This window comes from Cupriavidus laharis (assembly GCF_914271435.1).
Classification (GTDB): domain Bacteria; phylum Pseudomonadota; class Gammaproteobacteria; order Burkholderiales; family Burkholderiaceae; genus Cupriavidus; species Cupriavidus laharis.
This window is the reverse complement of the sequence record NZ_CAJZAI010000004.1, coordinates 81,131-104,412: the sequence shown is the minus strand read 5'-3', so window position 1 is coordinate 104,412 and position 23,282 is coordinate 81,131. Positions and strand designations below refer to the sequence as shown.

The window sequence follows — 23,282 nt, the reverse complement described above, 5'->3', positions numbered from 1 at the left end:
TACAACGAACTCACCAGGAACCAACATGCAGGACCTCGGACTTTCCCACCTCTGGTCGCAAGGCGATTTCGTCATGCGTGCGACGGCCATCATTCTGCTGATCATGTCGCTCTTGTCGTGGATCGTGATCCTTACGAAGGCGTGGGATCTGGTTCGCCTCAAGAAGATGGCGCACGGCGCGGAAAAGCGCTTCTGGCACTCCGACGACTTCGACCACGCGCTCGAAACGCTGGGCGCAAGCGATGCCAACCCGTTCCGCACGCTGGCCATCGCCGGCAAGGAAGCCGCCCAGCACCACCGCGCCAGCCAGCCGCAGCTGCATGACGTAATGGATATCTCCGACTGGCTGACCCGCTCGCTCAAGAGCGCCATCGACGAAGCCGTAGCGCGCATGCAGTCGGGGCTGGCGGTGCTGGCCTCCGTGGGCTCGACCGCGCCGTTCGTGGGCCTGTTCGGCACCGTGTGGGGCATCTATCATGCATTGATCGGCATTGGCGCCTCGGGCGTGCCGACCATTGACAAGGTCGCCGGTCCGGTCGGTGAAGCGCTGATCATGACGGCGTTCGGCCTGGCAGTGGCCATTCCCGCGGTGCTGGGCTACAACGCGCTGACCCGCGGCAACAAGGCGATCATTTCCAAGCTGAACCGCTTCGCCCATGACTTGCACGCCTACTTCGTGACCGGCGCGCGCATTCGCCCGGCCAGCGCCCGCGCCGACGACAACGCCGTGCGCCTCGCCGCGGCACGGCAGTAACACCACCGCATCAAGGAAGTCATCATGGCATTTGGCACCCTCGACGGGGACGATGACGAGGTGATGAGCGAAATCAACATGACGCCGCTGGTCGACGTCATGCTGGTGCTGCTGATCATCTTCATCATCACGATCCCGGTCATCAATCACGCAGTGAAGATCGACCTGCCGCGTGCGAGCAATACGCCGAACGATAGCAAGCCGCAGAACATCAACGTCTCGATCGACGCCCAGGGCAAGGTCTACTGGAACCAGACCGAGGTGGACGATGCCACGCTGGCCAGCAACATTGCACTGGCCGCCCAGCAGGAGCCCCAGCCTGAATTGCACCTGCGCGCGGACCGGGAGGTGCGCTATGAGCGCGTGGCCGAGGTCATGGCCGCCGCGCAGCATGGCGGGCTTGGCAAGATCGGTTTCATCACGGAGCCCAAGCAATAGCTCCAGGCATCACTGGTCACAGCAGGAAAGGGCATCCCGACGGGGTGCCCTTTGTCTTTGGCGACGCCGTTCGGCGACAGGTGTAGCGATTGAACAGCGCTATTGAAATGATAACAATTCTCATTTAATATCATTCCATCGCAAGCGCGACCGGACGCCCCGACCAGACGCCCCATTCCCCGCCGCGCGAGCCGCCAACCCATTGCCGAACGGAGCCAGATGATGAGCACTCTTTCCATGCCGCTGTCGCAACCGCGTGAAGTCACTCGCCGCCGCCTGTCGCTGCGACGCGTGGAAGTTGCCCCACAGGGCCGACGCGAAACCCCTGCGGCATCCGCCCTGGAATCGGTGAAGTCGGCGGTTGCCGCCTTGCCTGCACGGCTGGAAGCCCTGGTGCGTGACAGCCTGTCGAACACGCCCGCAGGCGAGCCCGTGGCCCTGGAAACCATCATGCGCGGCGCCACGACCCTGCCGATCCGCCACAACGGCGAAATCTACACGCTACGCGTCACGCGCTACGGCAAGCTGATCCTGACGAAATGAAGGAGATGCACGGCGCCTGCGCTACGGTGCAGGGTCGTATAGAGACGAAGGGGTGGCAGGCCGGACAGCCCGCCGAGGTGATACCGGCCCCGCAGCCGCGGGACCTTCATGCAAAGGATCAGAGACCCAGCGCGGCAATGCCGGCACGAGCGATCTGGGCGTCTTCCGTCGACTTGACACCCGAAACACCTACCGCCCCCACGACCTGCTCGTTGCAGACGATGGGCACCCCGCCTTCCAGCATGCCCTGCAGCGCCGGGGCGGTCATGAAGGAATAGCGGCCGTTGTTGATCATGTCTTCATAGATCTTTGACTCACGGCGGCCCAGCGCCGACGTACGAGCCTTTTCCGTGGCGATGTAGGCAGAGATCGGCGCGGCACCGTCCAGGCGCTGCATGGCCAGCATGTGGCCACCATCGTCCACCACCACGATCGAGACGGCCCATTGATGGGTCTTTGCCTCGGCCTCTGCTGCGGCCATGATCTTCTTCACGTCTTCTGCCGTCAGCACGGTCTTTTGCTGCATACCACTCTCCTGATGTTCATACGGTGTGAGGCGAAAGTATAGCGCCGCACAATTGGCAGAGTCACCGCGGCGCACGTGCCGGCAAAGGTCAAACACAATTGCCCAAAACAACATGACCCGCACGGTGGGCGGGTCATGTTGCGGATCAGGCGCCGTCGCCAGGCGCCACGAACGTGTATGCGTCAGGCGCCGTCGGTGAACGGGTCCGGCTTGCTCACGCGGGCACCATCGGTGAACGGATCGGGTTTGCTCACGCGGGCACCATCGGTATAAGGATCCGTCCTGCCGACGCGTGCGCCGTCAGTGAACGCATCGACCTTGCCGATCTTGGCACCATCCAGATACGGATCGACCTTGCCAGTGCCGGCGAACGAAGGCAGCGACACGACGGAAAGCGCTGCCAGGGCCGTTGCTGCCGCCAAACTACGCTTGATGTTCATGAGAGATTCCCCTTGATTCTCAGTGACAGACAGGCGCCGCGCGGGACACGATCTCTTCGTGTGACATCGCGGCGTCACAGGTGCAGTTTAGGGGAAACCCCAATATGAACATCCACAACCCTTTGAGCGGTCTATTCAGAAAATTTGACCGCACTGCCGTCGCAGGGAACTTGCCAGGAACCACCTGCTACCTGCCCCGGATGATTGGGGCAAAAAGAAAGAGCCCCGATTCCGGGGCTCTTTCTTTCAAAAACCTTGCAGCGCGGATTATCAGCGCCAATGACCATGGCCGTGATAACCACGGGGACCGTGGTACGGACGCGGACCGTAGTAGCGCGGCCCGTAGTAACGCGGGCCTGGGCCATAGTAACGTGGACCGTAGTACACGGGAGCCGGACCATAGTAGACCGGGGCCGGCGCCACCACGACCGGCGGTGCGGGCGGATAGTAGACCGGGGCCGGAGGATAGTAGGCAGGCGCACCAATTACCACGCCAGGCACACCGATCGCGACGCCAACACTCACATGGGCCATTGCCGCACCCGACGCAAGTCCGGCCACGATACCGGATGCCGCGAGCCACCAATGTTTCATATCCTGCCTCTCAGTCCGAGATCTCTCATGCCTCTATTTTAGTGGTTCGGAAATTTCCGGGTGCAACGGCGGCAACGACATTGTTACGAGCCGTAACAGAGAGATCACATTTGCATGGTGATGAGACATTCAGCGCCTGCGAGGGCAACCTGTACTTGCATCCCAGATGCGCAACCACCACAATATCGGGCTTTCCGCGCGGCCGTGGAGAAATTGGTAGACTCAGCAGACTTAAAATCTGCCGCCCTTACGGGCTTACGGGTTCGAGTCCCGTCGGCCGCACCAACACAATGCTGGCTGCGGCCGCGGGCGGTCGCATTCCGCCGGACTCACCCGCCCTGTCCTGCTCAGGCCATTATGTCTCAGGCCATTACGTAGCAGAGCGAAGCGCCGCCAGCCATCAGGAAGACGAACAGCACCCCAGCCAGCGCAAGCGGCTTGCGGCCGGCGCGCAGCAGGTCGCCGATCCGTGTGTGCAGTCCAATGGCCAGCATGGCGCAGGCCAGCAGCCAATTATCGAGGGCAATCAGGCCGCCCTTCCATTCCTGCGGCACCGCACCGGCGGAATTCACCGCCATCACCGCCACGAAACCCACCGCAAACCAGGGCACCGACTTCAGCAGGCCACGCAGGCGCGGGGCACCGGCCTGGGCCTTGGCATCCTTGTTGGGCCACAAGGCCATCACCAGCAGCACCGGCCCGAGTGCCAGCACGCGCACCATCTTGGCCACCACGGCGGCGTCCGCGGTGGTATCGCCGATCATCTTGCCGGCGGCGATCACCTGTGCCACCTCGTGCAGCGTCGCGCCAGCGAAGATGCCGAACATGCGCTCGCTGACGTTCCAGTGCCACGATCCCGTTACCAGTTCGAACAGGTACGGATAGAGCAGCATGCCCACGGTACCGAACAGCACCACCGTGGCCACGGCCACCGCCGTCTGCTTGTCATCGGTACGCACGACGGACGACACCGCGATCGCCGCTGCCGCGCCGCAAATGGCGCTGCCTGAACTGACAAGGATGGCCTCGCGCCGGCTCAGGCCAAAAAAGGTCGTGCCGACCCACGTGCCGAACAGCAGCGTGCCGAGCAGCATGGCGAGCGGCACTACGATGCCGGGCAGGCCGAGCGCCGCAATCGAGGCAAAGGTCAGCCGCAGGCCATACAGCGCAACACCAAGCCGAAGCAAGTGGTGGCGTGCAACCTGCATGCCGGGTGCCAGCGGTTGCAGCCAGTGCTTGGGTAGCGTGTTGGCGGCGACCATGCCCGCACACATCGCCAGCGTCAGCGCACTCAGGCCATAGCGCGAAATGGCCGGATGGTCGGCCAGGACCATGGCCAGCCAGGCGACGCCGCCCAGAGGCAGCAAAGGCAGCAGGCGCTGGCGCCACGGCGGCACGGCGGCTGGCGAAACAGCCTGGGCAGAGTTGGAGGCGGACATGGATGACATGGCGACATGGGTTTTTTGATTAGGTGTATGGAGCGTACCCTCGCCCTCTCAATCTGCAAAACGGGTAATATCGTTATGAATTACCTAAAATCCCGATATGGATCAGCGACCACTTCGCCTGACGTTGCGCCAGCTCCAGGTCTTCGTCTCCGTTGCGCAGCACGGCAGCACAGTAGCCGCGGCTGACGCCCTGGCCATGTCCCAGTCGGCCGTCAGCGCCTCGCTGACAGAACTGGAGCGCGCACTCGACGGCCCCCTGTTCGACCGCGTGGCCCGGCGCCTGAGCATCAATGAGACCGGACGGCAGTTTTTTCCGCGCGCCTTGTCGCTGCTCGACCAGGCCCAGGAACTCGAGCGCTTTGCCACACAGACCGGCGTGCAACTGCGCATCGCGGCCAGCAATACCATCGGCAGCTATATCCTGCCGGCGTTGATGGCAGGCTTCCGTGCTTCGGAGAGCGGCCCATGCCAGTTGGACCTGCGTATCGGCAACACGCGCGACGTATTGCGCTCGCTGATGCAATTCGACGCCGATATCGGCCTGGTGGAAGGCGCCAGCCATGAGCGGGAGTTGCGCAGCGTGCCCTGGTGCGATGACGAGATGGTCGTAGTGGTCGGCCCGTCGCACGCGCTCGCCGATCCGCAGGCGCCACTCGACGGCCTGCGCGATGCCGAATGGATCGTGCGCGAACCCGGCTCGGGTACACGCGAGATCATCGAGGAAAGACTGGTGCCGCTGCTCGGCGAACTGCGCTTCGCGCTGGAACTTGGCAACGCCGAGGCCATCAAGCGCGCCGTGATGAGTGGCTTCGGCGTGAGCTGCCTGTCATTGCATGTGGTCCGCGACGAACTGGAACGCGGCTCCCTGGTAGCGGTGCGGCAGGGCCTGCCCCGCATCGTGCGCCCGCTCCAGCTGGTGGTGCACCAGGACAAGTTTCCGACACGGGGACTGCTGGCCTTTACCGAGTACCTGCGTGTGATGGCCGCGCAGGTTGGTGCCCGGTCTTAGGCTTCGAACGAGGCACAAATGAAAACAGCGCCCATCTGGGCGCTGTTTTCTTCAACTGGAGGCGGAGGTCGGAATCGAACCGGCGTACACGGCTTTGCAGGCCGCTGCATAACCACTCTGCCACCCCGCCAGGTGACGTGCTGCTGGATTGTATCCGCATTCACCGAACGCTGCCTGACAGCGCCCGCGGCTACCAACCCAAACAAAAAGGGAAGCGCTGCTTCCCTTTGGGGATGGAGCGGGAGACGAGTCTCGAACTCGCGACCTCAACCTTGGCAAGGTTGCGCTCTACCAACTGAGCTACTCCCGCATACAACTTTCACTACTACGAGTCCGACCGCAGCCAACCGCGTGCCATCGAACCCGGAATCAACCTGGAGCGGGAGACGAGTCTCGAACTCGCGACCTCAACCTTGGCAAGGTTGCGCTCTACCAACTGAGCTACTCCCGCATGGCGCTGTTTCATGCCCGCCGCTTCGGCGGACTACGCATTTGACTGCAAATAACAGCTTCTTGCGCTAAACCAGCTTATCTTGCTGCTTTCGTTTGCGTCGTCAGCAGCGAGAACGAGATTATTGCAAAGAACGAATCCGTTCGTCAACACCTTTTTTGCGCGCGGCATCATTTTTGCGCGCGGGCCCCGCCAAGGACGTCGCTGCGCTCGCGAATCTGGGGCCATGCGAGCTTCATGTAGTAGAACATCGACCACAGCGTCAGCACTGCAGCCACGTAGATCATCCACGTACCCAGCACCTGCGCGTCGATGCCGAACAGGCGATCGCTGTAGAGCAGCATGGGAATCGCGATCATCTGCACAGTGGTCTTCAGCTTGCCAAGGAAATTGACCGCCACGCTCTTGGAAGCGCCGATCTGCGCCATCCACTCCCGCAAGGCCGAGATCGTGATCTCGCGCCCGATGATGACCAGCGCCACCAGGTCCGCCACGCGGCCCAGCGCCAGCAGCGACAGCAGCGCAGCCGTGACCATCAGCTTGTCCGCCACCGGATCCAGGAAGGCGCCGAACGCCGAGGTCTGGTTCCAGCGCCGCGCCAGGAAGCCGTCCAGCCAGTCCGTGACTGCGGCGATGATGAAGAAGGACGCCGCGGTGATGTTCTTCGTGTGCATCGGCAGCCATGCTTCCGGCAGGTAGTACACGCCCACCACGAGGGGGATCATGGCAACGCGCAACCAGGTCAGCAGGATCGGGATGTTGAGGGGCATGGGGCTTGGACACCGACGGGGCAATGACGAATTCCGCGATTGTCGCCGATTTCGGCGTCAATGCGCGCCCGGAGAGGCAAATCGCCGGGCATGAAGCATTAATGAAGCTGACGGTAGATCTCTTCAGCGAGGCCTCGGGAAATACCATCGACGCTAGCCAACTCGTCGATACTGGCCGCCAGTACGCCACGCAGACCACCAAAGCGGGTCAGCAGCTTCTGCCGCCGGCGCGCCCCCACGCCCTCGATTTCCTCCAGGCGCGACGTCGTGCGCGCCTTGGCCCGGCGCGCACGCATGCCGGTGATGGCAAAACGGTGTGCCTCGTCGCGGATCTGCGCGACAAGCATCAGCGCCGCACTGCCCTGCCCCAGCTCCAGCGACGGACGGCCATCGGCGAACACCAGCGTCTCGAGCCCGACCTTGCGGCCCTCACCCTTGGCCACGCCCACCAGCAGGCCGATATCGAGTCCCAGTTCCTCGAACACCTGGCGCGCCACCTCGACCTGCCCCTTGCCGCCGTCGATCAGCACCACGTGCGGCATCGGCGACGATGCCTCGCCGCCCGCGTCAAGCCCGCCCTCTTCCTGCATCTGCTCGACCAGCTTCTGGTACCGGCGCGTCAGCACCTGGCGCATGGCCGCATAGTCGTCGCCCGGCGTGATGTCCTGGATGTTGTAGCGCCGGTACTCGCCGTTCTGCATATCGTGATGGTGAAACACGACGCAGGACGCCTGCGTCGCCTCGCCTGCGGTATGGCTGATGTCGAAGCACTCCACGCGCAGCAGCGCCAGGTCTTCCAGGTCGATGCCGATGGTCTCGGCCAGCGCGCGCGTGCGCGCCTCCTGGCTGCCCTGCTCCGCAAGCCGCCGCGCCAGTGCCAGCGCCGCGCCCTGCTGCGCCATTTCCAGCCAGGCCTTGCGCTGGCCCTGCGGCTGCCGAACGAGTGTGATCTTGCGGCCCGCGTGAAGCGCGAGCGCATCCAGCAATGCCGCATCGTCGGGAACGTGGCTGACGACGATGATGGGCGGCGGCGCCTGATCCAGGTAGTGCTGCGCCATGAAGGCCGACAGCACGCGCGCCGCGATGCGCTCCACGCCCGGCGGCCCGGCCAGCGCCGGCTCGTTCCCTGCACCCTCTTCGCCGTCGTCGACGATCATCGCCGCCTCGTCGGCATGCGCCGGGAAATAGGCCTTGTCGCCAAGATGGCGGCCGCCGCGCACCATGGCCAGGTTGACGCAGGCGCGCCCGCCTTCCACGGCTACCGCCAGCACGTCGATGTCGCGCGCCTGTCCGACTTCCTCCACCGCCTGCCGCTTGAGCACGGTCGACAGCGCCGCGATCTGATCGCGCACCGCTGCCGCCTGCTCGAACTCCAGCCGCATGGAATGCTCTTCCATCTTCGACTGCAGGCCCTCCAGCACCTCGGTCTCGCGCCCCTGCAGGAAGCGCGCCGCGTTGCCAACGTCGCGCGTGTAGTCCGCTTCGCTGATCGCACCCACGCAAGGGCCTGTGCAGCGGTGGATCTGGTGCAGCAGGCAAGGCCGCGTCCGGTTGTTGAAGACCGTGTCTTCGCAGGTGCGCAGCTGGAACACCTTCTGCAGGATCTGCATGCTCTCGCGCACCGCATAAGCGCTCGGGAACGGGCCGAAATACTGGTGCTTGCGGTCCGTGGCGCCACGGTAGTAGGCCATGCGCGGGAAGCGGTGGCCGGTCAGCTTGAGAAAGGGATAGGACTTGTCGTCGCGGAACAGGATGTTGAACCGCGGCGCCAGCGCCTTGATCAGGTTGTTCTCGAGCAGCAAGGCCTCGGCCTCGGTGCGCACCACGGTGGTTTCGATGCGCGCGATCCTGGCCACCATCATGGCGATGCGTGGCGAGAGCTGCGTCTTGTTGAAATAGCTCGATACCCGTTTCTTGAGGTCGCGCGCCTTGCCAACGTACAGCACATTGCCAGCACTGTCGAAATAGCGGTACACGCCGGGCAGGCCCGGCAGGCGGGCGATGACCGGCTTGGGGTCGAAGGGTTCTGCCTGCGCCGGTTCAGGCGGCTGGGCCGAAGCGTCTGGAAGCTGGTCGGACATGAGGGACGATGACCAAATCGATGCGGCCGGCTCGCGATTCGCGGCGACGGCTCTAAAATCCGAAGTTTAGAGCAATTCACCGCCCCACCTTGCCTTGCCCGCCTTCGCTGCCTTGCCTGCCACCTCCGCCATGCCAATCCGTTCCTGGGACATCTTCTGCACCGTCATCGACAATTTCGGCGATATCGGCGTCTGCTGGCGGCTGGCGCGCCAGCTTGCGCAGGAACACGGCCATGACGTGCGCCTGTGGGTAGATGACCTGCAGAGCTTCTCTCGGCTTGCGCCGTCGCTGGATACGGCAGCCCACCGGCAGCGCCTGTCGGGCGTGGAAATCCGCACCTGGCGCCCCGGTGGCGACGCGGATGACCGGGCCCGCTTCGCCGATCTTGTCGTGCACGACGCCGTCATCGAGGCCTTTGCCTGCCACCTTCCGGATGCGTTCCTTGCGCGCATGGTGGCGCGCGAGCGCGCCCCTGCATGGATCAACCTCGAATACCTGAGCGCCGAGCCCTGGGTGCGCGAGCACCACGGCATGCCCTCACCGCATCCGCGGCTGCCATTGATCAAGCACTTCTTCTTTCCGGGTTTCGAACGCGGAACTGGCGGCCTGCTGCGCGAATCGATGCTGGGCGAACAGCGCAATACTTTCCTGGCCGGACCGGCCGCGCAGGCCGCCTTGTGGCACCGGCTGCGTGCGATGCCCGACGCCAGCGCGCTCAAAGTCAGCCTGTTTTCCTACCAGAATCCCGCGCTGCCCGCGCTGCTCGAGCAATGGCGCGATGGCCCCGAGCCGGTCCAGTGCCTGATTCCGCAAGGACTGGCGGCCGAGCAGCTTGCCGCATGGTCGGGCGAAGCCGCCGCGCCGGGCAAGGTGCTGGCGCGGGGCAACCTGCAGGTCAACATCGTGCCATTCGTGCGGCAGGAGCACTACGACGAAATGCTATGGGCCTGCGACCTCAATTTCGTGCGCGGCGAGGACTCCTTCGTGCGTGCGCAGTGGGCAGCACGGCCGCTCGTGTGGCACATCTACCCGCAGGACGAGGACGCACACCGCGACAAGCTGGACGCGTGGCTCGCACTGTTCAGCCGCAGCGGCGTGGACGCCGCTGCGGTTCAGGCCCTGACAGATTTCTGGCATGCCTGGAATGCGTACGGCAACGCACCCGACTGGGCCGCCTTGCGCAGCAAACTGCCCGTGCTGACGCAGGCCGCCCGGCAATGGCAAGCGCGTTTGCTCGGTTTGGGCGACCTGGCGGCAAATCTCGTGGCGTTTTGCGAAAATCGGGTAAAATAACGGGTTGATTTGATGGCGACCGGGCCGGGTAACCAAGGCTCCCCGCGACCAGCCGGCAGCGATGCCATGCACGCGCCGCGGTGCGGGAACCTGAGCGAACGCTGAGCACGGGGTCAAGAGCGCGTGGGCATGGGCCCACCAGGCGCCATGGCAGCAAGGCGACAGGGCTTCCCTGCTGGCTGCGCCTCCGCCACACCTCGCCATACCAATTTCCGAGACTTTCTTTTTCAGGAAAACAGTTCAGATGAAAATCGCACAGGAACTCCGCGTCGGTAACGTGTTCATGATGAACGGCGACCCGATGGTTGTGCAAAAGGCCGAATACAACAAGTCGGGCCGCAACGCCGCCGTGGTCAAGATGAAGTACAAGAACCTGCTCACCGAAGCCCCGGGCGAGTCGGTGTTCAAGGCTGACGACAAATTCGAAGTCGTGGTGCTCGAGCGCCGCGAATGCACCTACTCGTACTTCGCCGACCCGATGTACGTGTTCATGGACGCCGACTACAACCAGTACGAAGTCGAGCAGGACAGCATGGGTGACTCGCTGAACTACCTCGAAGACGGCATGGCCGTGGAAGTGGTGTTCTACAACGACAAGGCCATCTCGGTCGAAATGCCGACCACGCTGGTGCGCGAGATCGTCTACACCGAGCCGGCCGTCAAGGGCGACACCTCGTCGGGCAAGGTGCTGAAGGGCGCCAAGATCAACACCGGCTTCGAACTGCAAGTGCCGCTGTTCTGCAATATCGGCGACAAGATCGAAATCGACACCCGTACCGGCGAATACCGCAGCCGCGCCAACTAAGCGCACGGCTCGCCCTGCCTGCACGGCAGGGCCGGTAACGAAGAAAGGCAGCCCCGGCTGCCTTTTTTACTGCCTGCCGCCAATGCGGTCGCCCGCTCAGGCGATCAGGCCGTGGTCCTTCAGCAGGCGCAGCGCGGCACGGTATTCACCTTCCTGCTGCAGCTTGTTCCAGTCGAGCGGCTTGCGGCGCGCGAACAGCTTGCGGATGCGGCGCTGCGAAGCCTTGTCGATGCCGGTATCGAGCTCGGCCAGCAACTGGTCGGCACGCTCGGGATGGTTGCAGATCAGCACCATGTCGCAGCCCGCGGCGAGCGCGGCGCGCGCGGCCTGCGTGACATTGCCCGCCACGCTGGCCCCTTCCATGCTCAGGTCGTCACTGAAGATCACACCCTCGAAGCCCAGTTGCGCGCGCAGGATGTCCTGCAACCAGAAACGCGAGAAGCCCGCCGGATTGGGGTCGACCTTCGGGTAGATCACGTGCGCCGGCATGACCGACGACAGCGACAAACCCATCCAGTCGTATGGACGCGCATCCTGTCCGAGAATCTCCTCAAGCGGACGCTCGTCCACCGGGATCGCGACATGCGAATCCGCTTCGACGTAGCCGTGGCCGGGGAAATGCTTGCCGCAGTTGCTCATCCCTGCCAGCAGCAGGCCATGGTTCAGGTGGCTCGCCAGCATGGTGACCACGCGCGGATCGGCGTGGAATGCGCGATCGCCGATCACGGCGCTGCGACCGTAGTCGAGGTCCAGCACTGGCGTGAAGCTCAGGTCGATATCGCACGCGCGCAGTTCAGCGGCCAGTACGTAGCCGCAGCTCACCGCGGCCTTGGTAGCGGCCAGCACGTCGCGGTCCCACAGCTCGCCGAGCTTGCTCATGGCGGGCAGGTGCGTGAAGCCATCGGTCTTGCATCGCTGTACGCGACCGCCTTCATGGTCGATGCAGATCAGCACGTCTTCGCGAATGGCGCGAATGGCGCGGGTCAGCGCCAGTAACTGCGCACGCGATTCGAAATTGCGCGCGAACAGGATCACGCCGCCAGTCAGCGGATGCGCAATGCGGCGTGCGTCTTCGGTATCGAGCTGCTTGCCGACGACGTCGAGCACCACCGGTCCCGGCCGTTTGCCGGAAAGCTTCTTGGTCATGGGTATTGTTGGAGGCTAGGCTGGATTTTCCGGGGTGGCCGCCTGGCCGCCCCGCTCGGCGATTGCAAAGGCAACCGCGTAGTCATGTTCGTCACTGACACTGACACGCACGGTCAGGCCGCGTTCCCGGATCCATTGGGCGAGCTCGCCATGACACACCGGCGTGGGCTCGCCTGACGGCAGGTTCATCAGTTCCATCGCGCGCCAGGTCATCGGCCAGCGCATGCCGAGCCCGATCGCCTTGGAAAAGGCCTCCTTGGCTGCAAACCGCGTTGCCAGGAAAGCCAGCCCGCGCCGCTCGGAGCGCGCTTTGCGCGCGTGGTACTTGACCAGTTCTTCGGGGCCCAGCACCTTCTCGGCAAACCGGCCGTGCGTGCGTTCCATCACGCCCTGCACGCGTGCGATCTCGATGATGTCGGTGCCGACGCCGTAGATCACGCCGGGCTGCCTGCCGTGGGATAGCGGGTGCCCAGGCGCGCGGCGACCATGATGGCCTTCATCTCGCGCACGGCGTTCTGCCAGCCGACGAACACGGCATGCGCAACGATCGCATGGCCGATGTTGAGTTCCTTGATGCCCGGCAAGGCCGCAATGGGCTGCACGTTGGTGTAGTGCAGGCCGTGGCCCGCATTCACCACCAGCCCATGGCGGATGCCGGCATCGACGCCATCGGCAATGCGGCGGAATTCGATGGCCTGTTCGTCAGGCGTATGCGCATCGGCATAGCGGCCGGTATGCAGTTCAATCACCGGGGCCCCGCACGCCGCAGCCGCAGCGATCTGGTCGGCATCGGCGTCGATGAACAGCGACACGCGGATGCCGGCAGCGGCAAGCTGTTTGCATGCGGCACTGACCTGTTCGAAGCGCCCCGCCACGTCCAGGCCGCCTTCAGTGGTCACCTCTTCGCGCCGCTCGGGCACAAGGCACACGTCCTGCGGACGGATCTCGCAGGCAATGTCGAGCATCTCCTGCGTGATCGCGCATTCGAGGTTCATGCGCGTGGCCAGCTGCGGGCGCAGCGCAAGCACGTCGGCATCGCGGATATGGCGGCGGTCTTCGCGCAGGTGCAGCGTGATCAGGTCCGCGCCGGCTTCTTCGGCCTGGAGCGCTGCCTGGATCGGGTCGGGATACACCGTGCCGCGCGCATTGCGCAGCGTGGCGACGTGGTCGATGTTGACACCGAGGTCGATGACGCCCGGATTTGCGTGGAAGATCATGCTTGCGGAATCATCAGTGGGCCGGCAGCCCGGCAGGTCAGAGATAGTGCAGGTCGATCAGGATCTGCCGCGTCTTGAGCGGCGCACCCTGCAGATAATAATGCAGAAGGAAGCGCATCAGCGCGCGGCTTTGCAGAGCGGTCTGCGCACGGCCGTAATCGTCCTGCGACATGTCCAGCAGGGTCTGGCCCGATACCACGGGCCACGACGACGGGTCGCTCGGCTGGGCCCGGCGCACGCCGCGCTCGGGCTGGTAGACGTAGTCCAGGCCGGGTTGCACGCGCTCACCCGTGCTCAGACACTGGTCGAATGCCACAGCGAAGCCGGTCTCCTGCAACAGCAGGCGTTCAAAGCTGCGCAGCACCAGGCCCGCGGCCTCGCCATGCGCGAGACGTGTCAGCGTGGCCATGTAGTGGCGGAACAACGCCGGATGGCCATCCTCGCGCGGGCAGAACCGCATCAGCAGTTCATTGAGGTAGAACGCGGACAGCAGCGCATCGCCGGCCAGCGGCGGCATGCCGCCGACCCATTCCGCACGCGTCAGCGTCTTGACCTCGCCACGGCCGCTCCAGGACAGGGAAATCGGATGAAAGTGCTGCAGCACCGGGCGCAGGGCCGAATGGGGCCGCTTGGCGCCCTTGGCGACCATCGACAGCCGGCCGTGGTCGCGGGTAAAGACATCGAGGATCAGGCTGGTTTCGCGATACGGCCAGCTGTGCAGCACGAAGCCAGGCTGTTCCGACACGCGGACTTCACTGCGCGCCGGCACGATGCGCATCGCGCGGTCCATCATCGCCCGGCCGGCGGCGTCGGCCATGCCGGGCAGCGCGCGGCTGTCCAGCAGTTCCGCCGCCTCGTCAACGACCGGATCGGCGCGGCGGGCCCTGGCAGGCGCGCGCGCGATGTCAGGCATCTTGCTCACTCGTAGCCGTAGGCGCGCAGTCCGGCTTCGTTGTCGGCCCAGCCGCTCTTCACCTTGATCCACATTTCCAGGTAGACCTTGCCGTCGAAGAGCTTTTCCATGTCGAGGCGCGCCTCGGTGGAGATCTGCTTGAGCTTGCTGCCCTTGTTGCCGATGATCATGGCCTTGTGCGCGTCGCGCTCGACCAGGATGGTGGCAAACACGCGGCGCAGGCGCCCTTCCGTCTCGAACTTGTCGATGATGACGGTACTCGTATATGGCAGCTCGTCACCGGTCCAGCGGAACACCTTCTCGCGGATGATCTCCGACGCCAGGAAACGCTCGCTGCGGTCGGTCATCGCATCCGCGTCGTACATCGGCTCGCCTTCCGGCAGATAGGGCCGGATGATCTCGAACAGGCGCGCGATGTGGTCGCGCGTCTTGGCCGACATCGGCACCACTTCGCGGAACGGAAAGAGCTGCCCCATCTTCTCCAGGAAGGGCATCATCACCGCGGCGCGGTCGTCGCCGGTCACGCGGTCGAGCTTGTTCGTCACCAGCAGCACCGGCGTGTTCTTCGGCAGCAGGGCCAGCACCTTTTCGTCATCGGCGCCGTAGTAGCCGGCCTCGACCACGAACAGCACCAGGTCAACCGACGACAGCGTGGAAGTGACCGCGCGGTTGAGCGAGCGGTTCAGCGCACTGGCGTGGCGGGTCTGGAAGCCGGGCGTGTCGACGAAGACATACTGCGCGTCCTCGGTGGTCTGGATGCCGACGATGCGATGGCGCGTGGTCTGCGCCTTGCGCGACGTGATGCTGATCTTCTGGCCGACCAGCGCATTCATCAGCGTGGACTTGCCGACATTGGGGCGGCCCACAATGGCCACGGTGCCGCAGCGGAACGCCTTGGCTGGGGTATCCGCAGCAGGCTGCTGCGGATGGTTGGATTCGGTCATTCCTTCAACCTGAGAGACAACTGTGGGTCTGGCGGCACCGGCTGCTTGCGCGTCTTGCCGGTGCGCTCGGCCCGGCTGCGCTTGAGCAGCTGCGGCACCAGCTTCTGGACTTCATCGAGCGCCAGTTTGGCCGCCGCCTGCTCCGCCGCGCGGCGCGAGGCGCCGGTGCCGAACACCCGGACTTCCAGTTTAGGCACCATGCACTCGACTTCAAACTGCTGGCTGTGCGCGGCGCCGTGAGTGGCGATTACGTTATATTGCGGCAAGGCGATCTTGTGGCCTTGCAGGTATTCCTGGAGCAGCGTCTTGGCGTCCTTGCCGAGCGTGCGCGGATCGACCTGCTCCAGGATGGGGATATACAGCTTGCGGATCAGCGTGCGCGCGGACTCGAAGCCGGAGTCGAGAAACACGGCGCCGACGATGGCTTCGAGCGCATCGGCAAGGATGGACGGGCGGCGGAAGCCGCCGCTCTTCAGCTCGCCCTCTCCCAGGCGCAATACATCGGACAACTGCAGCATCTGGGCGATCTCGTACAGCGCCTGCTGCTTCACCAGGTTGGCCCGCACGCGGGAGAGATCGCCTTCATCCAGCTTGCCGAACATGCCGAACAGCATGTCCGCCACGGCGCAGTTCAGCACCGAATCCCCCAGGAATTCCAGGCGTTCATTGTGCTGGGCGCTGTGGCTGCGGTGCGTCAGCGCCTGCTGCAGCAACTCAGGCTTGCTGAAACGGTAGCCGAGACGTTGCTGCAAGGCGTCGAGGTTCATATCAGTGCTGCGTTCCCGAATAGCTAATCAGTAGGCTCAATGGACCGTAGACGGGAACTTCGGTCCGGTAGGCAAAATCGACCGACTGGATCGTCCCGTTCTCATCTTCGCGGATCTGGAGGTCTTCTCCCCGCACCGCGGCAATCCGGTCGATGGTTGCCTGTTTGTCAAAATACTCCACCACCTCACGCTTGTTGGTGGCTTTCTGCTTCGCGTAGCTCGCCGCCCGCTTGACCGAAAAATATTCGGTCAGGCTCGGTATTGCCCTGAGTGCGGGCAAGGCAACGCCGATCACGAACACGATCACTACCAGCAGCGTCCAGAGGGAAAAACCCTTCTCCCGCCACCGGCCATCATTCCCGACCCGACCCGATTGACTCATCTGACCCATTTGCGCTTCCCTCTTTCTAGTTGAGTGTTCTCGCGCCGCGCGGATGCGTTGTTATTTGAATGACCCGACGCGTCCGAAATTACCGAGGTTCATCCAGATCACGAACGCCTTGCCAACGATATTCTCGTCCGGCACGAATCCCCAGTAACGGGAATCCAGGCTGTTGTCGCGATTGTCGCCCATCACAAAATAGTGACCTGCAGGCACCTTGCAGGTCACGCCCTGCTGATTGTAAGTGCAGTTTTCCCGGAACGGGAAATCCGGATCGGCACCGGCAACGAACGCCGGCCGGTCCGAATCGTTGAGGATGCCGTGCTCGACCCCACCCGGCAGCCTTTCCCGGAAATGCTTGGAATAGGCCAGGCGCTCCTCGTCCAGATAATCAGGCAGCGGCATGTAGTCGGCCGGCTTGCCATTGATGGTCAGGTGCTTGTTCGAATATTGCACCACATCGCCCGGCACGCCGATCACGCGCTTGATGTAATCGAGCGACGGATCCTTCGGATAACGGAACACCATGACGTCGCCGCGCTGCGGCTCGCCAACGTCCATGACCTTCTTGTTCACGACCGGCAGGCGAATGCCATAGTCGTACTTGTTGACCAGGATGAAATCACCAATCAGCAGCGTGGGAATCATCGAGCCGGACGGAATCTTGAACGGCTCGACCACGAAGGAACGCAGCACGAACACCGCCAGGATGACCGGGAAGAAGCTGGCCGAATATTCAAGCCACCACGGCTGGCGCAGCTTTTCCTCTGCCAGGCGCTTGCGGGTCGAATCGATGTCGCCGGAACCGAAGCGGCCCTGCAGGTCCGACTGCCGCGAATCGAATTCGGCCAGCGCCAGACGCGCCGATGCACGCCGCTGCCGCTCGAATACAAGCTTGTCCGCGATCCACGCGATACCTGTAATCACCACCAGCACAAAAAGGATCAGTGCAAAATTCATGACGGCTTCTGGTTCTTGGATGTCTTGCTACAGCCTCTTCTACTACCGCCGCGCCACCGGCGCGGCGATCCTGTTACTGTTCGCGATGCCGCTTACTTGTCGTCGACCTGCAGGATCGCCAGGAAGGCCTCCTGCGGAATCTCGACGGTACCGACCTGCTTCATACGCTTCTTGCCGGCCTTCTGCTTTTCGAGCAGCTTCTTTTTGCGGCTGATATCGCCGCCATAACACTTGGCCAGCACGTTCTTACGCAGTGCCTTGACGTTTTCGCGCGCAATGATGTTCGAACCGATCGCAGCCTGGATCGCCACGTCGTACATCTGGCGCGGGATGATCTCGCGCATTTTCGCCGCCACTTCACGCCCACGGTATTGCGAGTTCGAGCGGTGCACGATCACCGACAGCGCATCGACCTTGTCACTGTTGATCAGGATATCGACCTTGACCACGTCGGACGGGCGATATTCCTTGAACTCGTAATCCATCGAGGCATAACCGCGCGACACCGATTTCAGGCGGTCGAAGAAGTCCATCACGATTTCCGCCATGGGGATCTCGTAGGTCAGCTGCACCTGCTTGCCGTGGTAGCTCATGTTGATCTGCGTGCCGCGCTTCTGCGTGCACAGCGTGATCACCGAGCCGACATACTCCTGCGGCATGTACAGGTTGACCGTGACGATCGGCTCCAGGATGGCCTCGATCCGGCTCGGATCGGGCATCTTCGCCGGATTCTCCACCGTCACCGTGGTGCCGTCGCGCATCTGCACCTGGTACACCACGGTCGGTGCCGTCGTGATCAGGTCCATGTCGAACTCGCGCTCGAGGCGCTCCTGCACGATTTCCATGTGCAGCAGACCGAGGAAGCCGCAGCGGAAGCCGAAGCCCAGCGCCTGCGACACTTCCGGCTCGAACATCAGCGAGGCATCGTTCAGGCGCAGCTTCTCGAGCGATTCGCGCAGTGCCTCATACTGGTTCGCCTCGACCGGATACAGGCCGGCGAATACCTGTGGCTTGACTTCCTTGAAGCCCGGCAGCGGCGCCTCGGCCTTGCGCGCCACGGTGGTGATGGTGTCGCCAACCTTGGCGGCCTTCAGTTCCTTGATGCCGGCGATGACGAAGCCCACCTGGCCTGCGGTCAGCGCATCGCGCTGCACGGATTTCGGCGAGAACACGCCCACCTGCTCCACCAGGTGCTGGGCGCCCGTGGCCATCAGCAGCACTTTGTCCTTCGGGCGCAGCGTGCCGTTGACCACGCGCACCAGCATGACCACGCCGACGTAGTTATCGAACCACGAATCGATGATCAGCGCCTGCAGCGGCGCATCGGCATCGCCCTTGGGCGGCGGCACCTTGGCGATCAGCGCCTCGATCACGTCTTCGACGCCCTGGCCGGTCTTGGCCGAGCACGGCGTGGCGTCCTGCGCGTCGATGCCGATGACGTCCTCGATTTCCTGGATGGCATTGGCCGGGTCGGCCTGCGGCAGGTCGATCTTGTTCAGCACCGGCACCACTTCCACGCCGAGTTCGATCGCGGTGTAGCAGTTGGCCACGGTTTGCGCCTCAACCCCCTGCGAAGCGTCGACCACCAGCAGCGCGCCTTCGCAGGCCGACAGCGAACGGCTCACCTCGTAGCTGAAGTCGACGTGCCCCGGCGTGTCGATCAGGTTCAGGTTGTAGACCTTGCCGTCACGGGCCTTGTAGGTCAGCGCAGCCGTCTGCGCCTTGATGGTGATGCCACGCTCCTTCTCGATATCCATCGAGTCGAGGACCTGGGCCTCCATTTCACGATCGGACAGCCCCCCACACAGCTGAATGATCCGGTCGGCCAGGGTGGATTTCCCATGGTCGATATGGGCAATGATCGAGAAATTGCGGATGTGGTCCATCTAATCTTCAGGCAAGCGCCGGCGTCTTCGCCCCGGCAGCAGCGGATTCGTGAACAGCCCCGGCACGGGCGCCCCCATCGGGAACGCCCGCGGCGAAGCCGCGGGTCTTCGGGCGCGGATTTTGCGCCAAACTGGAATTTTACCGGATTTTCAAAGACTTCCGGGCCGTGAATCGGCTCATCGCCGGACGCTTATGTGCGACCGGATGTGCTCGTTCGGACGCATGCCTGCGCCGCAAGCCACATGCGGACCGCCACGGCGTCGAGGAAGTAGTGGCAAAGCTCATGGGGCCCTTCCGGCCCCATCCCCACCAGCACGGGCACGCGTTCGCCGAAACGGGCCTCCAGGTCCGGATCGGCATCCACGTCCACTTCCTGCACGACGAACGGGAATTCGCGCCGGAGCGGCTCCAGCGCGACCCGCATGTCCCCGCACAGATGGCAATATGCCCTGCCGTACAACGTGAGCTGCAGCATGACGGGACGGTCAGCGGGCGGCGGTGGCTCCCGGGCGCAGCGTCAGGACCTGGGTGGCGTCACCACGGCGCACGAACACCGCGGCAATGCGGTTCTTGTCGAGCCCCTTGACCAGATCGTTGAACTGGCGCGCACCGGTCACATCGGTATCGCCCAACCGCAGGATGATGTCGCCCGGGCGAATACCGGCACGCATGGCCGGGCCGTCCGCAACTTCAACCTCCACGCCGGACTTCACCTTGAGCTCCTTCAGGCGGGCATCCGGGATATCGTTGACGATCAGTCCCAGCGCATTGGGCTTGGCCGCCTGCGCACTGCTCTCATCCTTGGACGAGGGGGTGCTGCGCGCCTTCGCGCGGGCTTCCGGCTCCAGCTCGGCCACGGTGATCGATACGTCGCGCGTCGCGCCCTTGCGCCACAACTGCATCGGCACCTTCGTGCCTGGCTTGGTATCGCCGACCATGCGCGGCAGGTCGGACGCCTTTTCGATCTCGCGGCCGTTGAACTTCAGGATGATGTCGCCCGGCTCGATGCCGGCCTTCTCCGCCGGACCGCCCGGCTCCACGCTGCCGACCAGCGCGCCGCGCGCACGGCCAAGGCCGAGCGAATCGGCCACTTCCTTGGTGACATCGCCGATTGCCACGGCAATGCGCCCGCGCGTGACGCGGCCCGACGTCTTGAGTTGCTCGGTGACTCGCACCGCTTCGTCGATCGGGATCGCGAACGAGATCCCCATATAGCCGCCGCTGCGGCTGTAGATCTGCGAGTTGATGCCGATGACCTCGCCGCGCAGGTTGATCAGCGGCCCACCGGAGTTGCCCGGATTGACCGCCACATCGGTCTGGATGAATGGCAGGTAGTCTCCGGTATCACGGCCCTTGGCCGACACGATGCCGGCCGTAACACTGTTGTCGAGGCCGAACGGCGAACCGATTGCCAGCACCCACTCGCCCGCTCGCACCTTATCGGAATCGCCCAACACCAGCCGTGGCAGGCCAGTCGCATCGATCTTGAGGAGCGCGACATCCGTGCGCTTGTCCGCCCCGATCAGCTTGGCCTTGAACTCTCGCTTGTCGGGCAGCGTGACGTAGATGGTTTCGGCATCGGCCACCACGTGGGCGTTGGTCATCACGTAACCATCCTGGCTGATGATGAAGCCTGAACCGACGCCACGGCTCTGCTCCTCGCCCTGCGGCGGCTGGCCGCGCCGCGGCGCACCGGGTGTCGGGGCACCAGGCATCGGCACACCGAAGAAGCGCCGGAAGAACTCGGCCATCTCGTCGTCTTCACTGCTTTGGCCACCGCGCGAGCGCATGCGCTCGGTCGTCCGGATATTGACCACGGCCGGGCCCGCCTTTTCCACTAGGTCGGTGAAGTCGGGCAGATTGTAGTTGGAAGCCGCAGCCTGGGCGTGGCCCACTTCGGCAACCGCCGGGCCGAGAATCAACATGGCAGCCATGACCATGGCACGCGCCAGGGCTGGAGATCTGAACATCATCGACAACTCCCGCGATTCAGCAAATGATGAGGTACCGACTGGAGCAAGTTGCAGGAAGTCCTGCGCAGAGGCATCCGGAAGCGAGGGCGTACAAGCCCCGCATCCGGCACTTGCACGCGCTCAGTGTAACGCCTTGGGAGGGCGATATTCCACGGCCGACGCGAACTGCCGTACCGTGCTGGCGGGGACTTCGCCCACCACTGTAATCCAGTAGTCGGCGATACGACGCACCACCACCTGCGTGGCACCCAGCGATGCGACGCCTTCGCGGCGCGCGCGCTGCTCGGACACGGGTTCGATGAACACTGACAATCCGGTCAGCCCATCGCTGTAGACCACCTGAAGCACCTCGAACACCTGCCCCCGCCCGGCACCCTGCGCGGGCGCGCGCAGTTCGCCAAGCGGACGACGCACTTCACGGATTTTCTGGAAGCCTTTCAGGGGCACCGGAATGTTCCAGCCTTCGTCGGCAACGTTGGTCGGCTGGTAGGTGACTTCATAATGGTTCCAGGAACTGGAATTCTTGATCGCACCGAGGATGCGCTGCTTGTCGGACGGCACCCCGATATCGACCTGCGAAAATGCAACCTGCTCCAGTATCTTGCCGCCCTCGCCAACGGTCTGGGCCCGCATCAGGAGCCCCGAATTCTTTTCGGCCCACAAGCGTACGGCATAGCGAGCCGCGTCGTGCGGTTCCAGCGAGAACACTTCGCATTCCACCCCGGCCACACGCTCGGCGGGCAGCTTGCGCATGTCATAGAGATCGAGCACGTCGCTCTTGTTGGTGGCCAGCAGCGCCGGGAAGCGGTCTTTCGCCTCCTGCTTCTCGACCACCACCAGCTTGGCTTCGGGAATCAGGCTGTGGACCACGTCATTCTGCCGCAGCACTTCGCGCGGCTTGCCGTCCAGCGTTTCCAGACGCTCATACTCGTTGTTCACGAGATCGCTATAGTGCTGGATCCTGGATGCGTGCATCACGCTGCCGCGCTGGTAGACCAGCGTACCGACATAGTTCTCGCGCTGCGCTGCGCGGTGGATCTTGCTGAGCCAGGCCGACGCATCGCGCCGATTCAGCGAACTGTCCGAGGGCTGGGCCGTTGCCGCCGCGGCACTCAGACACAAAGCCAGAAAAAAGGACCTACGCAGGGCCCCAATTCTCGGTACGCCCGCTACATTGGCGGGCGACCATCCTTTGTGCATGTCCGGCATTATTCCTGCGAATTGTCCTGAGAGAAGTTGGCGCCGTTGGCGACCGTACGCATGGTCGGCACGAACGCCTCCGTTGCCACAGAGGTGCGATGGGCACGCAGGTATTCGTCCAGTCGCGGATCGCGGATCATCTGGGCGCTTTCGGCAGCGACGGTGACGATGTTCCCAGGCTTGGCCGCAGCCGGCTGGTCGGCACGCGCGACCACGGCGTCAGGCGTACCCAGGTCGGACGGCCCGCGCAGTTGCGGTACCACGACCCAGCTCACGGCCGCCACCGCCGCGGCGATGGCCGTGCCGGGCATGACCCGACGCACCCAGGACGGGCGCACCAGCAGGCGCTGGCGCATGCCCGCGGCCTGGGCCACGGCCGGCACCAGCACATGGGGCTCGTCTTCGAGGCGCGAGGAGAAGCGGGCGAGGAAATCGCCGGTCGAACCCGCATGGCTCAGTTCTTCCGAGCGCAGCGTATCGCCGATCATCTGGAACACCGTCCAGTTCGCCATGCCGGAATCGCTCTTGGCGAGCGCCACCACGGCATCGACCTCATGCGGCGACAGTTCGCCATCCATCAAGACGGAAATCTGCTCCGCCGCTTCCACTACATGAACCGACTGCTTATGAGCCTGACCCATTTCCCACCCCAAGACATTCCAATTCCATTGAACACCGACAATCCCGTCACTCGCTGTCGCTTATCGATGCAGGAATAGGCTGCAACGCTGGCCGCACGA

Annotated in this window: 25 protein-coding genes and 4 tRNA genes; 7 read left to right on the top strand and 22 right to left on the bottom strand. The window is 63.9% G+C overall.

Annotation, left to right across the window (positions count from 1 at the left end):
* Positions 1-25: 25 nt before the first annotated feature.
* The 3 genes from LDO29_RS10405 to hemP all read left to right on the top strand — a co-directional run bounded on the left by LDO29_RS10405 (position 26) and on the right by hemP (position 1,735).
* Complete coding sequence (locus LDO29_RS10405; protein WP_224079710.1) at positions 26-754, top strand: MotA/TolQ/ExbB proton channel family protein; 729 nt, start codon at positions 26-28, stop codon at positions 752-754.
* Positions 755-778: 24 nt separating this feature from the next.
* Positions 779-1,192 carry an ExbD/TolR family protein gene (locus LDO29_RS10400; RefSeq protein ID WP_224079709.1) on the top strand — a complete coding sequence of 138 codons (414 nt, stop codon included), beginning with the start codon at positions 779-781 and terminating at the stop codon, positions 1,190-1,192.
* A gap of 222 nt (positions 1,193-1,414) precedes the next feature.
* Positions 1,415-1,735: a hemin uptake protein HemP gene (gene hemP / locus LDO29_RS10395; protein ID WP_224079708.1), complete on the top strand. Its 321-nt coding sequence runs from the start codon at positions 1,415-1,417 to the stop codon at positions 1,733-1,735.
* A gap of 118 nt (positions 1,736-1,853) precedes the next feature.
* Here the strand turns inward: hemP and LDO29_RS10390 are convergent, their stop codons facing one another.
* From LDO29_RS10390 to LDO29_RS10380, 3 genes are all read right to left on the bottom strand, one after another.
* Positions 1,854-2,261, bottom strand: a complete 408-nt coding sequence (locus LDO29_RS10390; RefSeq protein WP_224079707.1) for a heme-binding protein — start codon at positions 2,259-2,261, stop codon at positions 1,854-1,856.
* 182 nt (positions 2,262-2,443) lie between these two features.
* Positions 2,444-2,701 (bottom strand): hypothetical protein, encoded by a 258-nt coding sequence (locus tag LDO29_RS10385; RefSeq protein WP_224079706.1) that lies wholly within the window; start codon positions 2,699-2,701, stop codon positions 2,444-2,446.
* Between the two features lie 270 nt (positions 2,702-2,971).
* Positions 2,972-3,295, bottom strand: coding sequence for a hypothetical protein (locus tag LDO29_RS10380; protein WP_224079705.1), 324 nt, complete (start codon positions 3,293-3,295; stop codon positions 2,972-2,974).
* Positions 3,296-3,493: 198 nt separating this feature from the next.
* On the opposite strand from LDO29_RS10380, the gene LDO29_RS10375 reads away from it, so the two are divergent.
* Positions 3,494-3,580 (top strand) — tRNA-Leu (locus LDO29_RS10375).
* 77 nt (positions 3,581-3,657) lie between these two features.
* On the opposite strand, the gene LDO29_RS10370 is transcribed toward LDO29_RS10375, so the two are convergent.
* On the bottom strand, positions 3,658-4,743 hold the full coding sequence (locus LDO29_RS10370; RefSeq protein WP_224079704.1) for a YeiH family protein: 1,086 nt from the start codon (positions 4,741-4,743) through the stop codon (positions 3,658-3,660).
* A gap of 97 nt (positions 4,744-4,840) precedes the next feature.
* On the opposite strand from LDO29_RS10370, the gene LDO29_RS10365 reads away from it, so the two are divergent.
* Positions 4,841-5,752: a LysR family transcriptional regulator gene (locus LDO29_RS10365; RefSeq protein WP_224079703.1), complete on the top strand. Its 912-nt coding sequence runs from the start codon at positions 4,841-4,843 to the stop codon at positions 5,750-5,752.
* A gap of 56 nt (positions 5,753-5,808) precedes the next feature.
* Here the strand turns inward: LDO29_RS10365 and LDO29_RS10360 are convergent.
* From LDO29_RS10360 to uvrC, 5 genes are all read right to left on the bottom strand, one after another.
* A tRNA-Cys gene (locus tag LDO29_RS10360) sits at positions 5,809-5,882 on the bottom strand.
* A gap of 104 nt (positions 5,883-5,986) precedes the next feature.
* A tRNA-Gly gene (locus tag LDO29_RS10355) sits at positions 5,987-6,062 on the bottom strand.
* Between the two features lie 65 nt (positions 6,063-6,127).
* A tRNA-Gly gene (locus LDO29_RS10350) sits at positions 6,128-6,203 on the bottom strand.
* 170 nt (positions 6,204-6,373) lie between these two features.
* Positions 6,374-6,973, bottom strand: coding sequence for a CDP-diacylglycerol--glycerol-3-phosphate 3-phosphatidyltransferase (gene pgsA, locus LDO29_RS10345; protein ID WP_224079702.1), 600 nt, complete (start codon positions 6,971-6,973; stop codon positions 6,374-6,376).
* Positions 6,974-7,071: 98 nt separating this feature from the next.
* Positions 7,072-9,054 carry an excinuclease ABC subunit UvrC gene (gene uvrC / locus LDO29_RS10340; protein ID WP_224079701.1) on the bottom strand — a complete coding sequence of 661 codons (1,983 nt, stop codon included), beginning with the start codon at positions 9,052-9,054 and terminating at the stop codon, positions 7,072-7,074.
* Between the two features lie 130 nt (positions 9,055-9,184).
* On the opposite strand from uvrC, the gene earP reads away from it, so the two are divergent.
* The gene (gene earP / locus LDO29_RS10335) at positions 9,185-10,348 is read left to right on the top strand and encodes an elongation factor P maturation arginine rhamnosyltransferase EarP (protein ID WP_224079700.1); all 1,164 of its coding nucleotides are present in this window, start codon (positions 9,185-9,187) and stop codon (positions 10,346-10,348) included.
* Between the two features lie 244 nt (positions 10,349-10,592).
* A complete protein-coding gene (efp, locus tag LDO29_RS10330) occupies positions 10,593-11,153 on the top strand; it encodes an elongation factor P (RefSeq protein ID WP_224079699.1) in 561 nt (186 codons plus the stop codon).
* Between the two features lie 96 nt (positions 11,154-11,249).
* Here the strand turns inward: efp and nagZ are convergent, their stop codons facing one another.
* The 13 genes from nagZ to LDO29_RS10265 form a co-directional block, all read right to left on the bottom strand.
* Entirely contained in the window at positions 11,250-12,299 is a 1,050-nt protein-coding gene (gene nagZ, locus LDO29_RS10325; protein WP_224079698.1) for a beta-N-acetylhexosaminidase, read from the bottom strand.
* Between the two features lie 15 nt (positions 12,300-12,314).
* Positions 12,315-12,737 (bottom strand): holo-ACP synthase, encoded by a 423-nt coding sequence (acpS, locus tag LDO29_RS10320; protein WP_224079697.1) that lies wholly within the window; start codon positions 12,735-12,737, stop codon positions 12,315-12,317.
* Positions 12,734-13,516: a pyridoxine 5'-phosphate synthase gene (pdxJ, locus tag LDO29_RS10315; RefSeq protein ID WP_224079696.1), complete on the bottom strand. Its 783-nt coding sequence runs from the start codon at positions 13,514-13,516 to the stop codon at positions 12,734-12,736. Before pdxJ ends, acpS begins: the two co-directional genes overlap by 4 nt.
* A gap of 37 nt (positions 13,517-13,553) precedes the next feature.
* On the bottom strand, positions 13,554-14,429 hold the full coding sequence (recO, locus tag LDO29_RS10310) for a DNA repair protein RecO (protein WP_224079695.1): 876 nt from the start codon (positions 14,427-14,429) through the stop codon (positions 13,554-13,556).
* 5 nt (positions 14,430-14,434) lie between these two features.
* Complete coding sequence (gene era, locus LDO29_RS10305; protein ID WP_224079694.1) at positions 14,435-15,373, bottom strand: GTPase Era; 939 nt, start codon at positions 15,371-15,373, stop codon at positions 14,435-14,437.
* Positions 15,370-16,140: a ribonuclease III gene (gene rnc, locus LDO29_RS10300; RefSeq protein ID WP_224079693.1), complete on the bottom strand. Its 771-nt coding sequence runs from the start codon at positions 16,138-16,140 to the stop codon at positions 15,370-15,372. Before rnc ends, era begins: the two co-directional genes overlap by 4 nt.
* Before the next feature lies 1 nt (position 16,141).
* Positions 16,142-16,522: a DUF4845 domain-containing protein gene (locus tag LDO29_RS10295; protein WP_396022654.1), complete on the bottom strand. Its 381-nt coding sequence runs from the start codon at positions 16,520-16,522 to the stop codon at positions 16,142-16,144.
* 60 nt (positions 16,523-16,582) lie between these two features.
* Positions 16,583-17,482 carry a signal peptidase I gene (gene lepB / locus LDO29_RS10290; RefSeq protein WP_224079691.1) on the bottom strand — a complete coding sequence of 300 codons (900 nt, stop codon included), beginning with the start codon at positions 17,480-17,482 and terminating at the stop codon, positions 16,583-16,585.
* A gap of 92 nt (positions 17,483-17,574) precedes the next feature.
* On the bottom strand, positions 17,575-19,368 hold the full coding sequence (gene lepA, locus LDO29_RS10285; RefSeq protein ID WP_224079690.1) for a translation elongation factor 4: 1,794 nt from the start codon (positions 19,366-19,368) through the stop codon (positions 17,575-17,577).
* 191 nt (positions 19,369-19,559) lie between these two features.
* Positions 19,560-19,844 (bottom strand): glutaredoxin family protein, encoded by a 285-nt coding sequence (locus LDO29_RS10280; protein WP_224079689.1) that lies wholly within the window; start codon positions 19,842-19,844, stop codon positions 19,560-19,562.
* 10 nt (positions 19,845-19,854) lie between these two features.
* Entirely contained in the window at positions 19,855-21,342 is a 1,488-nt protein-coding gene (locus LDO29_RS10275; protein WP_224079688.1) for a DegQ family serine endoprotease, read from the bottom strand.
* A gap of 120 nt (positions 21,343-21,462) precedes the next feature.
* Positions 21,463-22,542: a MucB/RseB C-terminal domain-containing protein gene (locus LDO29_RS10270; RefSeq protein ID WP_224079687.1), complete on the bottom strand. Its 1,080-nt coding sequence runs from the start codon at positions 22,540-22,542 to the stop codon at positions 21,463-21,465.
* Between the two features lie 8 nt (positions 22,543-22,550).
* Positions 22,551-23,183 (bottom strand): sigma-E factor negative regulatory protein, encoded by a 633-nt coding sequence (locus tag LDO29_RS10265; RefSeq protein ID WP_224079686.1) that lies wholly within the window; start codon positions 23,181-23,183, stop codon positions 22,551-22,553.
* Between the last annotated feature and the right edge of the window lie 99 nt (positions 23,184-23,282).